Raw genomic sequence first — 12,913 nt, forward strand, 5'->3', positions numbered from 1 at the left:
AGATTGCATTGACAGGTTCACGTCCTGCTCCAATCATCGGACGTCATGACCGAACTTCCCAGGCGCCACGTACTCGGAATGACGGCAGGGGCGGCAGTCGGCGCCGCCCTGCTCACCCCCGCCACCGCCGAAGCGGCCCCGCGAACCGGGGCCGCGCCCGAGACCCGGCACGGCGGTGACTGGGGGGCCGTGCCCCCGGCCGTCCCCGTCCCCCTCGACGACTGGTTCGACAACGACGGCATCGACACCGCGGAGGACCGGGGCGGCAGCTTCGACGGCTCCGGCTACACCTTCCCCGGCGAGGAACTCCCGGCAGGGGAACGGGAGATAGCCGGAACCCTCTTCCGCTTCCCGGCCGCCGGGGCCGGGGCGAAGAACAACGTCGTCGCCCTCGGCCAGCGCGTCGCACTCCCGCCGGGCAGCTATCTCTCCGGCCTCTTCCTCACCGCGTGCAGCTACGGAGCCGCCTCCGGCAGGGCGACGGTGCACTACGCCGACGGCACCACCTCCGAACCGGCACTCGCCGGACCCGACTGGTACTCCGGCAGTGGCGACCTGACCTCCGCCTACCGCTACGCACCCGACGGCACGAAGGACCCGCACCCGGTCTCCATCGCCGTGTCCGAGATCCCGCTCGACCCGGCGAGGCAGGCCGTCGCGCTGACGCTCCCCACCACCCAGCCCGCACAGGAGAACAAGCCCGCCCTGCACATCTTCGCGCTCTCCCTCCAGCCGGCCGCCGAGGGACGGGCACTGGCCGTACGGGACGCGCACTCCACCACCTCACTGCTCGACAACGGCGCCCAGAGCGTCGAGGCCACCGTCGTCAACGCGGGGACCGTGGGCATCCTCGCCGCCGACGGACTCAGCCTCTCGGTCGACGTACCCGGGGCGCGCACCGTCGCACCCGCCCGCATCACCCGGCTCGCCCCCGGTGACCAGGCCCGCGTCCGCATCGGCATCCGCAACAGACCGGGCACCGCCGCCGGGACCGCCCGGGACGGCAGCGTCGTCGCACGCGGCCGGGGACAGCAGGCGGCGACGGTCCGGCGCTCGCTCACCCTCGGCGTCCCCGACTACACGCCCACGGACGCGTCCCTCTCCACCCACCAGGCGCCCTACTGGTACCAGGACGCGAAGTTCGGGATCTTCATCCACTGGGGCGTCTACTCCGTCCCGGCCTGGGCACCGGTCGGCACGCAGTACGCCGAGTGGTACTGGAACCAGATGCAGGACCCGGCCAACCCCACCTACGCCCATCACCGCGACACCTACGGCGAGTCCTTCGCCTACGACGACTTCATCCCGCGATTCCGCGCCGAGCACTTCGACCCCCGCGCCTGGGTGGAGCTGTTCCGGGACGCCGGCGCGCAGTACCACGTCCTCACCTCGAAACACCATGAGGGCTTTGCCCTCTGGGACACCAAGCTCTCCGACCGCAACTCGGTGAAGATGGGCCCCAAACGCGATGTGATCAGGGAACTCTTCGACGCCTCACGGCGCTACGCCCCCGAACTCCACCGAGGGCTGTACTTCTCCATGCCCGAGTGGTTCAACCCGGACCACCCGTGGATGGGCCACGCCCCGCGCAATCCGTACACCCTGGAGCCCGTCCCGTACACCGGCCACACGGCGGGCAAGGACTACGTCACCGAGTTCCAGGGGCCGCAGATGCTGGAGCTGATCGACGGGTACGACCCCGAGATCATCTGGTGCGACATCGGCGGCGACAACGACAGCCACCGGGTGCTCGCCGAGTACTTCAACCACGCCAAGAACCGGGCCCGGCCGATCGACGTGACGGTCAACGACCGCTCCGGGATCGGTTCGCACGACTTCACCACACCCGAGTACACGACGTACGACCAGATCGTCACCGCCAAGTGGGAGTCCAGCCGGGGCCTCGACCCGTTCAGCTACGGCTACAACGCGCAGACCCCGGACGAGAAGTACATGACGGCAGAGGAGATCGTGCACTCGCTCGTCGACATCGTCTCCAAGAACGGCAACTTCCTGCTCGACATCGGGCCGAAGGCCGACGGCACCATCCCCGACATCATGCAGCGCAGGCTGCGCGAGACGGGGCAGTGGCTCAAGACCAACGGAGAGGCGATCTACGACACCACGTACTGGTCGCGGATGCCGCAGCTGGGCGAGGAGCTGCGGTTCACCGTCCGGCCGGACCGGGCGTTCTACATCCACTCGCTGGTCAGGCCCGGCGCGACCCTGACGGTCCGGGCGCCGGTGCCCGTCCGCGGCGGCGACCGGATCACGCTGCTCGGGTACGACCGGCCGCTGAGCTGGCGCACCGCCGGTGACTCGCTGGTGATCGACGTACCGGCGGCGGCCCGCAGGACCGGCGAGCACGCCTGGGTGTTCAAGATCGACTGGAAGGACTGACCGGTCCGGGGCGCGGTACCGGGCGCATGAACTCCCGCACGTAGGTGCGGTGCCACCAGTGCCCGGTGTCCCGCAGTTCGCGCCAGGTCGTGTACCGGTAGCGGTACACCCTGGCGCGGACGTGCTCCGGCGGCGCGTCCGGGAACGGGTTGTGCCGCAGCAGCCGCAGCGTGTCCCGGTCGTTCTCCAGCAGCCGCTGGACGAACGGCCCGAACCAGGGGCGGGCATAGGCGGGCGAGAGCGCGGCGAACCACATCATCCAGTCGAGCCGCAGGTGGTACGGGGCGCACTGGCGCGGCAGCCGCCGCGGATCGCCGGGCTTCCCCCGGAAGCCGTACTCCCGCCAGACCGTGTCCGCACCCACGGTCCGCTCGTCCGTCCCCTCCACCACCACCTCCAGCCGGACCCGGCTGATGCTGCCGAAGGCGCCGTAGGTGTTGACCAGGTGCAGCGGGTCGAAGGAGCGGTTCATCACCTGGCGGCGCGAGACGAGATTGCGGGCCGGGCGGTAACTGAGGAACAGGACCAGGGCGGTGACGGCGATGACCACCACCTCGTACCAGAGGGGCGCGGGGGACTGCGCGGGCGGCTCGGCCACCGGGGACCAGTCGACGGCCGACAGGGCGAGCACGATCGTCAGCCAGTTGAGCCACGCGAAGTTCCCCGACAGCACCAGCCACAGCTGGGTGAGGACCATCAGCCCCGCCGCCACGCTCGCCACCGGCTGCGGGGTGAACAGCAGTACCGGGACCAGCAGCTGGGTCACATGGTTGGCCGCTACCTCGGCCCGGTGCAGCGGCCGGGGCAGATGGTGGAAGAACCAGCTCAGCGGTCCGGGCATCGGCTGGGTCTCGTGGTGGAAGTACAGGCACGTCAGCCTGCGCCAGCACGCGTCACCGCGGATCTTGATCATCCCGGCCCCGAACTCGACCCGGAACAGCACCCAGCGCAGCAGCCACAGCACCAGCACCGGCGGTGCGGTGTGCCCGTTGCCGAGGAAGACGGCGAGGAAGCCGGTCTCCAGCAGCAGCGACTCCCAGCCGAAGCCGTACCAGACGTCCCCGACCTGGACGATCGACAGGTACAGCGCCCAGGGCAGGGCCCACAGCAGCATCGCCGCCCACAGCGGCAGCCGGGCGTCCACGCCCGCGATCAGGGCGACGGAGAGCGCGCAGCCGGTCCAGGCGACCAGTGCGAAGAACCGGTCGGAGTAGTGGAGGCGGAAGAGCCCGGGGGCGGTGCGCCAGTCGGTGCGCCGCAGCAGCGCGGGGGCGGGCAGCATGCCGCGTTCACCGGTCAGCGCCCGGAACTGGAGCGCGGCGGTGAGGAAGGCGGTCAGATAGATGACGGCGAGCGCCCGCTGAAAGATCAGCCGGCTGAGCCAGTATCCGTCTGCGGTGAACCACTCCATCGCCCCCAGTATCGCCCGCGCCACCTTTCGGCGCGTCAGTTCGGCTGCCGGCGCGCCTGCGTGACGATCCGGCGCAGGGTGCGGCCGAGCCTGCGCGCGTACCAGCGCTGGGCCACCGGTACCAGCGGACCGGCGAGCCGGGCGTACCAGCGGGCCGGGCGGCTGAACGCCATGACGGTGAACGACACCGTCCCGTCGTCGGCCAGCTCGACCACGAAGGACTCCTCGCCGCACTCGGGGTGCCGGACCAGCGTCCCGTAGGCGAATCCGGTGCGCTGCGGCCCGTACTCGGTCCAGACGACCCGGCAGGGCGCGGCGAACCGGACCGGGCCGATGCCGAGGGACACCCGAACGGTCCCACCGGGCTCTGCGCGTGGTGCCGAGGCCTCGACCCCGGCGCCGGAGGCCCGGTGCATGCGGAATTCGGTGACGGCGGCCCCGGCGGCCTCGAAGTCCGCGCGGCCGTGGCCGACCCGGTTCCGGTGGTGCAGGTGGTGGTATCCGTCGGGGAGCGGGCCGAGACGGGTGGCGCCCGCCTCCGGATAGGTCAGGGTGCTCATGCGATGCGTCCTTCGTGGTTGGTGCGGTCGCGGAGCCGCTTCCAGGCGAGCACCGAGCAGAGCGCGAAGCCCAGCGCGTTGCCGACGCCGTGGGTGGCGGCCATCCAGGTCAGAGTGGGGTGGGGCAGTCCGGTGGCCTCGCCCAGGGCCCAGCTGAGCGCCAGTGCCATGGTCACGGCGAGCACGACGGCCGAGGTGCCGAGCAGCAGCCGGGTGGCCCGGTCGCGGCCCGTGCGGAGCCGTCGCCAGGTCAGCAGGGCGGTGGTCCACATCCCCGCCGTCAGCACGACCGCGCCGGCGAGTTCGGCCCGGTCCCCGACGAAGTAGCCGATCAGGACGAGCAGGGTGCCCAGCGGCACGCTCAGCGCCGCGAACCGGCCCGCCGGGCTGTCCACGAGCCGGCAGAGCAGTCCGGAGACCAGTGCGGCGGCGAACCCGGCGAAGTGGAAGTGCGGCACGGTCAGCGCCAGGATGCCGGGGCCGAATCCGAACAGCGGACTGCCGGAGCGCTCCGCGACCAGCGCGGTGGCGGCGATCGCGGGCGTCACGAGGGCGGTGAGCAGCGCGATCTCGGCCGGTGCCGTGCGCGGGATGCGCAGTGGTGCCGAGCGGCGGACGAGCCGGGGCAGGGCGTGCAGCGCGAGGAGCACGGCCCCGAGCGCGTAGCAGAGTGCGAGGGTCGTGGCGGCGGGGCCGCGCGGCAGCCAGAGGGAGACGGCTCCGGGTACGGCGAAGGCCGGCCACAGCCGCCGGATCCGGTCGAGCTCCGGCACGTCCGCCAGCCGCAGCCCGGCCGGCACGATCACCAGCATGCCGAGCATCACGATCAGGCCGACCAGGACAGACATGACCCACCCCCTTGTTGAACACGTTCAACTGCTTGCCTGTGCCGACTCTAGAGACTTTCTTGAACGTGTTCAAGTGAATGGTTCCGGCATCGTGCCGCTGCCGCGCCCGCGGTCCGCCCCCGGCTTGCGGGGCGGGGGCAACTGCGGCAGACATGAGGGGACCACTCGGGACCGGTGAACCGGCAGGAGACCTCTTCGTGCGCTCACCCATACGCCTGCGCCGTGCCGCGGGCGCCACGCTGTCCGCCGGGATACTCCTCGCCGCGGGCTGCGCACAGGCCACCCACGGCAGCAGCAACGGCACCAAGGGGACGGCCGACGTCCAGGCGGTCCTGCTCCAGCCGGCCGCGTCGCGCGGGCCGCACCCCTTCACCGCGTCGACGGCCCGGCCGGCCGGCGCGGCGCCGACGCCCTCGCGCACCGGCCCGCAGAAGTCCCCCGGCTCCGGCGGTGGCGGCGCCGTCCACGAGATCACCGGCACCACCCCCGGCCTCTACGGCGGCGTCCGGTCCGTGGCCTCCTGCGATGTCGGGAAGCAGATCCGGCTGCTCACCGCCGACCGCGCCAAGGGGTCGGCGTTCGCGCACGCGGTGGGCGTCTCCACGGCCGGAATCCCCGGGTTCCTGCGCGGGCTGACCCCGGTCCTGCTGCGCGCCGACACCCGGGTCGCCAACCACGGCTTCGACGGGGGATCCGTGACCACGTTCCAGTCCGTGCTCCAGGCGGGTACCGCCGTACTGGCGGACGGTTACGGGCTGCCGAGGGTGAGGTGCGCCTGCGGGAACCCGCTGACCGCGCCGGACCGTGCGCGTGCGCCGGCCGGCCGGGCGGGGGAGTGGACCGGTTACGACCCGGCGCGCATCGTCGCCGTCGGGCCGGCCCCGCGCGAGGTCTCGGGCCTGGTGATCGTCGACGTCGTGAACGACGCCTGGATCGAGCGGCGGACCGGGGGCGAGGGCACCCGGGACCGCACCCCCCGGGTGCCGCCGCCGTACGGCCCGGACGCCGACATCACCGGACCGCTGCCGAAGGTGCCGCCCGGGGAGCCGACGCCCGCGCCGACGGACTGCCTCACTCCCGGCGTGCCGACTCCGCCGGGGGAGGAGGCGGCCGTGACCGCGAGCCCCTCGGGGGCGCCGGAAGCCGGCCGGGCGGCGCCGCACTGTCCGAGCGGGCCGCCCTCGGACGAGGCCACCGAACCCCCGGATCTCCCGCCCGACGAGCCGACCGGTACCCCGGCGGAGCCGGACGATCCGCCCGGGGACCTGGTGCCGTCGATGACGCAGGAGCCGCAGACCGCGATCCGGCTGCCGTGGCCTGACGGCGAGGGCGAGGATGCGGGGCCCGTCACCGGGTGAGCCCGGCGCTCGCGCATATGGTCCAGACCTATTGACGGAAGGTCTGGACCACTTTAGCGTGTGCCGCGTTGTGGCGGCCGGGATGCCAGGACCTCTGACTTGTCAGGATCATGGCAATTTCGGCTTCTCTGGTCTCCACCCCACGAAGGGAACCGGAAATGTTCGGTCGGACATCACGTCTGCTGGGCGTCGGCATCGCGGCGGCATGCGTCGTGCAGATGCTGGTCGCGGCGACGCCGAGCTCCGCGCAGGACGACACCTGCGCCGTCAAGTCGAAGCCCGCGGGCAAGGTGCTCCAGGGGTACTGGGAGAACTGGGACGGCGCCTCCAACGGGGTGCACCCGCCGCTGGGCTGGATCCCCGTCACCGACAGCCGCATCACGCAGCACGGCTACAACGTGATCAACGCGGCCTTCCCGGTGATCCTCTCCGACGGCACCGTCCTGTGGGAGGACGGGATGGACTCGACCGTGAAGGTCCCCACCCCGGCCGAGATGTGCCAGGCCAAGGCGTCCGGACTCACCACCCTGATGTCCATCGGCGGCGCGGCGGCGGGGATCGACCTCAGCTCCAGCGCGGTGGCCGACCGCTTCGTCGAGACGGTGGTGCCGATCCTCAAGAAGTACAACTTCGACGGTATCGACATCGACATCGAGACCGGCCTCAGCGGCAGCGGCAACATCAACCAGCTGTCGGCCTCGCAGTCCAACCTGATCCGCATCATCGACGGGGTGCTGGCCCAGATGCCGTCGAACTTCGGCCTGACGATGGCCCCTGAGACGGCCTACGTCACCGGCGGCAGCGTCACGTACGGCTCGATCTGGGGCGCGTACCTGCCCATCGTGAAGAAGTACGCGGACAACGGCCGGCTCTGGTGGCTGAACATGCAGTACTACAACGGCAGCATGTACGGCTGCTCCGGCGACTCGTACGAGGCCGGCACCGTCGCGGGGTTCACCGCGCAGACGGACTGTCTCGACAAGGGACTCGTCATCCAGGGCGCCACCGTCAAGGTGCCCTACGACAAGCAGGTCCCGGGGCTGCCCGCCCAGCCGGGCGCGGGCGGCGGCTACATGGCACCGGGGCTGGTGTCCCAGGCCTGGAACCACTACGGCGGCAGCCTGAAGGGCCTGATGGACTGGTCGCTGAACTGGGACGGGTCCAAGAACTGGACCTTCGGTGACAACGTCAAGGCACTGCAGGGGCGCTGACCGCCCCGGCCCGAGCGACTCCCTGTCCTTCGGTACCACGGACAGCAACACCGTTCTGGCCGACGACGTCTTCATGACGTCTTCCAGGTGCGGACGGGCGGGGAGGCAGGGGAGATCGCTTTCGGTGTGGTCAGTGTGGTCCGGCACGTGCTCCGATTCAGGTGCCGGACCACGTACGTGCCGAGGGAAGCCGTGCCGGCGGGGTGGCAGACGGCCGAGAACCCTTCACCGGCGCTCTGCGCAAGCGTGAAGCCTGGGCCGGGCAGTAGCAGGGCGTTGGCCGCATCTCGCTGCTCCTGCAGTCTGGGCCGGTGCAGAACGCCTCCACTATGGGCAGTGCACCCTGTTCGCCCAGGTGGAGGCGCAGGCTCGTGGCGGTCTCCAGGAGAGACGTACCGCACTCGGGGCACCGCAACGGCGCGCGTCCCCGCAAGCCGCACTCACGGGTGTCTTTCCGGAGCGCGTCAGTACTTCGTCTCGTCCTTGCGCAGCGCTTTGGTGATCTCCAGTCCCAGTTCCGGAACGAGGCGAGCGGGGCAGTCGAATCCCAGCGCTACCGCCAGGTCCCTGCCGTGCAGGTCGACGGTCCCCTCGATGAGACCGGCGTAGATGGCGATGGCGGCCCGACCGAGCCGCCAGCCCCGCAAGGCCATGAGAAGACCGGCGACAGCGGCCGGCCACCACAGCAGACCGACGAGGAGGTACAGCACTCCCCATGCACTTACGCCGGCAGCCTGGCTGAACGCGGCACGGGCTCGGTCGACCTGGTCGCGGTGTTCCTGCGGGCAGACCAGCCACAGCGTCGGCCAGACTGGGCCGAGATCCAGGTCATAGGTCCGCAACACCCGGGTGTCCACAGCACGCATGCGGTCGCCGATCCAGGTGGGGCACCGTGGTGCGGTGAACGCGATCCGGTCCCGCGCCCTGCTGAGCGACTCCGTGTCCGGTTCGGGTCGCATATCGGGGTGGCCGTATCGAGTGCGCACGCGGATCAGGGCCCGTTCCCTCTTGGCGGCCAGATAACGATGGTTCGCCGAGGCCCACCGGTGCGCGCGACGATCGGTCAACCACCTGGAGGGTCCGCTGAGAGGCGGGGGCCAGCGTTCCGCGAGCCAGGCGCCTTCGACGACTGTGCCGATGCCTTGCGCCAGTGCGCCGACTGCCGCTGTGAGCAGCACGATCCCGGCCAGCACCGCGATCGATGCTGGGCCACCGAAGGAGCGATGTGTCGTCAGTCTGTCCAGTTCAGTGCCCAAACGGCCGGCATCGGCCCACCGTCGCTGACCCAGGACGGCCCCGGCGGCGGCCACACCGACATAGAGCATCCCCGGAAGCACCAGCAGCGTGAACCACTTCTCGGTCAGCTTCTTGCCCAGCTCGCCCAGCAAAGTGCTCACAGCCGCTCACGGCTAAGGGGCTCATCGCCGATCGAACACCGTGGGACGTTGCCGGACTCCGGCAGGTGTATTCGGGTGCAACGCCGGAGCGGGCACGAGTAGAACTCTTCCACCGGATGCCCCGGCAGAACCGGCATTCCACCCAGCTGCGGCCTGCCGCCGGAGTCCGGACCCGCGGGATCCCCGGCCACTGGTGATGCAGCGCGTACACGATGGCCCGCGATTCCCTCGGCCCGCAGCAACTCGTTCAATTCAGCGCGTACCGCCGCGATGTCGGCTTCGGCGCGGAGTGTGGCCAGAATCCGGTCCAGTGCTTCTTCCTGGACCGTGTCGCCGCGCAGAATCGCATAGATGTCGGGCAGTTGGGCGCAGATGTCAGCGATCTCCTCCTCCATGGACACCCGTCAATTGAAGCAGAACCGGGGACGGGACCGGCAACGAACGGAGACAATCGGGGTATGAGGAAGCGCCCTGCGCCGGATGCTCTCGGACGCGCGAATGAGTTGATGTCGCATGCTCAACGGACGGGCGACGAAAGGACGCTGGACAAAGCCGTACGGCACCTGCGTGAGGTCCTTGCCGCTGCGTCCTCGGATGATCCCCTGCGCGGCAGGTACCTCGCCGACCTCGGAGTGGCGCTGCGGTGGCGATTCGAGCGCACGGGGGCCCCGGCGGACATTTCCGCTGCGATTGAGGCCGGTCAGAGCGCAGTGCGGGCCACGCCAAGGGGCAACGCTGACCGGTTCGACTACCTCAACAGTCTCCTCAACGCGCTGTGGATCCGGTATGAGGCATCCGGCATCCTGAAGCACCTGGACGAGGGCGTCGCCATCAGCCAGCAGGCTATCGCGGAGGCTCCGCCCGATCACCCGGTGCGGGCCGGGATGCTCTCGGCCTTGGGGAGTGCGCTGCGGGGCCGCTATGCCAGGACCGGCCGCCTCGCAGATCTCGACGCGGCGATCCGGTCGGGGGCGCAGGCTGTGGACGCCTGCCCGAACGAATCCGCCTTCCTGTCGGACCTGTTGACCACGCTGTGGGAGAGCCCGCCGCTCGGCTCGGACCTCGACAGCGTGATCCGAGCGCTGTACCGGGTGGTCTACAGCACTCCACGTGATCACCCGGATCAGCTGGACAACCTGCGCGACCTCGCGGACGGGCTCGGTCGACGATTCGGGAGGACCCGGTCGCCGGACGATCTGGACGATGTGATCCGGATCCTCGGTCGCGTGGTGACGCTGGAGCCCAGTGCCAAGTGGTTCACCCATCTCGGTACCTGGCTCGTGCGGCGGTTCGAAAACGGGGGTGCGCTGCCGGACCTGGAGAAGGCGGTCAGGGTCAGCCGCGAAGCCCTTTGGGCGGGCGGAGCTCACGGGAGAGTCGGAGCGGAGTCCCTGACGAATCTCGGCAGCGTCCTGCGAATGCGGTTCGAGCACACCGATGCCCTGGCGGATCTGAACGAGGCTGTCCAGCTCAGCGCCGACGCCGTGCAAGCCGTCGCGCCCGGTGCTCCTGAGCAAGCGGTGATGCAGTCGAATCTCGCGATCACGCTCGTCCTCCGCTTCGCACGCACCGCGTCGCTCACTGACCTGGACGAGGCTATCCGCATGCACGCTCTGGCCCACGAGTCGATCGGGCGGGACCGCGTCGAACGGCCGGGGATCCTGTCCGCCCACGCCCTCGCACTGCAACTCCGCTTCGAGCGCACTGGAGCGGTGGCCGACATCGACGAGGCAGTCCGTCTGGGCACCGAGGCCGCGGGGCGGGGTCTTCCGTCGCGAGCCATGAATCTGGCCAACCTTGCCGAGGCCCTGCGCGTCAGGCACGGGCACACCGGAAATCCGGCCGACCTCGACCAAGCCGTTCTCGCAGCGGACGAAGCGGTCCGCCTCACCCCGGCAGACCACTCGGAGCGCGCCAAGCGGCTGCTCGTGCTCGGACACACTTTGGCATACCGGTTCGTCGGCCTGTGCGAGGAAGACGACTATCTGCGGGCCGGCGAGGCGTTCAACGAAATACTCCGGCTGGAGTCCGCCCCTCCCTGGGCGCGGGCCAGAGCCGCGCAAAGGCTCGGCGGCCTGCTTGCGATCACAGGCAACCAGCCGAGCGCCGTCCGGTATTACGAGACTGCGGTGGTCTGGCTCCTCTTCCTGAGTTCGCGTCACGTGTCCAGGGACGCGCAGGAACACCGGCTCGGATCGTACGAGGGCCTTGCCTCCGATGCCGCCGCGTGCGCACTGGCGAACGGAGACGCGGAACGGGCGCTGGAGCTGCTTGAGGCGGGCCGAGGGGTGCTGCTGGCGCAGGCGCTGGAAACCCGCACGGACGTGAGTGAGCTGCGCTCCGAGGCACCGGAGCTGGCGCAACGGTTCACATTCCTGTGCAGGCGTCTGGACCGTGACGAGCGGCCCTTCGAGGGACAGACCGTCGCACAGGAGGAACGTAGCGAGCTCCTTGCCGAGTTCGGCGCACTGGTCACGGAGATACGTCGGCTGCCGAGGTTCGGCCGGTTCCTGCTTCCCGAACCGGCCGCCGAACTGATGCAGGACGCCGCCGAGGGGCCGATCGTGTTGCTCAACACGAGCGACCACGGCTGCCACGCTCTGTTGCTGACCGAGGCCGGCGTCCGTGCGGTCCCGCTCCCGGGGCTCACCAGGGAGGGCGCGCACGACCACGCTCAGCAGTTCCTCGCCGCGGTCGATATGTGCCAGTGCTCCACCCTTCTCGAACAAAAGCGGGCCCAACAGTCCATCACTCATCAACTGGAGTGGCTCTGGGACACCATCACGGAACCCGTTCTCGTTGCACTCGGTCACACCGCTCCGCCAGCGCCGGGCCAGCCCTGGCCCCGGGTTTGGTGGTCTCCGACCGGGCCACTGGCACTTCTTCCCCTGCACGCGGCCGGCCGTTCTCGCGATCCTCGTTCGGTAAACAGCGTTCTGGACCGTGTGGTCTCCTCGTACACGCCGACCGTGGGCGTCTTGCGGCACCACCGCGGCCGGCCCCGTACCAGAACCGCTTCCCCGGCGCTCGTCGTCGCGATGCCGGAGACACCGCGCCAGGCGGCGTTGCCCGGGGCCCAGCGGGAACACGATCTGCTCAAGCATGTCTTCGGGGAGCCGACCAGCGTCGTGGGAGGAGCGGCGACCCATCAGCGGGTGCTCGACGAATTACCACGCCACTCGATCGCGCATTTCGCTTGCCACGGTACGAGTGATCCAGCCCATCCCTCCGCCAGCAGCCTCCTGTTGCACGACCACGCTGAGCACCCGTTGCAGATTCCGGAGATCGCCCGCCTCGACCTCATTGCCGAACTGGCATACCTCTCAGCGTGCGAAACCGCCCGCAACAACGCGCGACTCGCGGACGAGGCCATCCACCTGGCCGGCGCATTCCAACTCGCCGGGTATGCCAACGTCGTCGGGGCGCTCTGGAAGATCTCTGACGATGTGGCAGTGAGCATCGCTCAGGACTTCTACGCGTACTTCGCGCGCTCCGGCAGCGCGGCGCTTGCCCTCCACGAGTCCATCCGCCGCGTCCGTGCCTCCTATCCGAAGACTCCCTCTCTGTGGGGTGCGCACATTCACTCGGGGATCTAGTGACCTCACCGTGTAGGTTCACCTGTGGTGAGAAGGGCATCGGGCAGGGGCGTCCTGCCAAGCGTGCATCAGGTTCAGGTGCAGCCTGTGAGCCCTGCCTCATAGCCTCGTCCCCGACAACTTTCCGCTGGA

9 protein-coding genes are annotated in these 12,913 nt (G+C 70.1%); 4 read left to right on the forward strand and 5 right to left on the reverse strand.

Annotation, left to right across the window (positions count from 1 at the left end; all coding sequences use genetic code 11):
• Window positions 1-45 precede the first annotated feature (45 nt).
• Window positions 46-2,400, forward strand: coding sequence for an alpha-L-fucosidase (locus OG892_RS36105; RefSeq protein WP_371631288.1), 2,355 nt, complete (start codon window positions 46-48; stop codon window positions 2,398-2,400).
• Here OG892_RS36105 and OG892_RS36110 read toward each other — a convergent pair.
• Genes OG892_RS36110 through OG892_RS36120 form a run of 3 tightly spaced genes read right to left on the reverse strand, consistent with a single transcriptional unit; the run spans window position 2,378 to window position 5,219 of the window.
• A complete protein-coding gene (locus OG892_RS36110) occupies window positions 2,378-3,811 on the reverse strand; it encodes a lipase maturation factor family protein (RefSeq protein WP_371631289.1) in 1,434 nt (477 codons plus the stop codon). The genes OG892_RS36105 and OG892_RS36110 overlap by 23 nt on opposite strands.
• Before the next feature lie 35 nt (window positions 3,812-3,846).
• Window positions 3,847-4,371, reverse strand: coding sequence for a DUF1990 family protein (locus OG892_RS36115; protein WP_073734608.1), 525 nt, complete (start codon window positions 4,369-4,371; stop codon window positions 3,847-3,849).
• A complete protein-coding gene (locus OG892_RS36120; protein ID WP_073734609.1) occupies window positions 4,368-5,219 on the reverse strand; it encodes a YndJ family protein in 852 nt (283 codons plus the stop codon). The genes OG892_RS36115 and OG892_RS36120 overlap by 4 nt, the downstream gene beginning before the upstream one ends.
• A gap of 197 nt (window positions 5,220-5,416) precedes the next feature.
• Between OG892_RS36120 and OG892_RS36125 the strand changes: the two genes are divergently transcribed.
• Both OG892_RS36125 and OG892_RS36130 read left to right on the forward strand, forming a co-directional pair.
• The gene (locus OG892_RS36125) at window positions 5,417-6,577 is read left to right on the forward strand and encodes a DUF6777 domain-containing protein (protein WP_073734610.1); all 1,161 of its coding nucleotides are present in this window, start codon (window positions 5,417-5,419) and stop codon (window positions 6,575-6,577) included.
• 158 nt (window positions 6,578-6,735) lie between these two features.
• On the forward strand, window positions 6,736-7,788 hold the full coding sequence (locus OG892_RS36130) for a chitinase (protein ID WP_371631290.1): 1,053 nt from the start codon (window positions 6,736-6,738) through the stop codon (window positions 7,786-7,788).
• A gap of 464 nt (window positions 7,789-8,252) precedes the next feature.
• Here OG892_RS36130 and OG892_RS36135 read toward each other — a convergent pair whose 3' ends face one another.
• Window positions 8,253-9,185, reverse strand: coding sequence for a hypothetical protein (locus OG892_RS36135; RefSeq protein ID WP_073734612.1), 933 nt, complete (start codon window positions 9,183-9,185; stop codon window positions 8,253-8,255).
• Window positions 9,182-9,586 carry a hypothetical protein gene (locus OG892_RS36140; RefSeq protein WP_371631291.1) on the reverse strand — a complete coding sequence of 135 codons (405 nt, stop codon included), beginning with the start codon at window positions 9,584-9,586 and terminating at the stop codon, window positions 9,182-9,184. The genes OG892_RS36135 and OG892_RS36140 overlap by 4 nt, the downstream gene beginning before the upstream one ends.
• Window positions 9,587-9,643: 57 nt before the next feature.
• On the opposite strand from OG892_RS36140, the gene OG892_RS36145 reads away from it, so the two are divergent.
• The gene (locus tag OG892_RS36145) at window positions 9,644-12,781 is read left to right on the forward strand and encodes a CHAT domain-containing protein (RefSeq protein WP_158072234.1); all 3,138 of its coding nucleotides are present in this window, start codon (window positions 9,644-9,646) and stop codon (window positions 12,779-12,781) included.
• The last annotated feature ends 132 nt before the right edge of the window (window positions 12,782-12,913 follow it).

The organism is Streptomyces sp. NBC_00341, from assembly GCF_041435055.1.
Taxonomy (GTDB): domain Bacteria; phylum Actinomycetota; class Actinomycetes; order Streptomycetales; family Streptomycetaceae; genus Streptomyces.

What these genes read in the sequence shown, in the direction of transcription:
- OG892_RS36105 (WP_371631288.1), top strand. Translation starts at nt 46, where the DNA reads ATGACCGAACTTCCCAGGCGCCACGTACTCGGAATGACGGCAGGGGCG.
- OG892_RS36110 (WP_371631289.1), bottom strand. Translation starts at nt 3,811, where the DNA reads ATGGAGTGGTTCACCGCAGACGGATACTGGCTCAGCCGGCTGATCTTT.
- OG892_RS36115 (WP_073734608.1), bottom strand. Translation starts at nt 4,371, where the DNA reads ATGAGCACCCTGACCTATCCGGAGGCGGGCGCCACCCGTCTCGGCCCG.
- OG892_RS36120 (WP_073734609.1), bottom strand. Translation starts at nt 5,219, where the DNA reads ATGTCTGTCCTGGTCGGCCTGATCGTGATGCTCGGCATGCTGGTGATC.
- OG892_RS36130 (WP_371631290.1), top strand. Translation starts at nt 6,736, where the DNA reads ATGTTCGGTCGGACATCACGTCTGCTGGGCGTCGGCATCGCGGCGGCA.
- OG892_RS36145 (WP_158072234.1), top strand. Translation starts at nt 9,644, where the DNA reads ATGAGGAAGCGCCCTGCGCCGGATGCTCTCGGACGCGCGAATGAGTTG.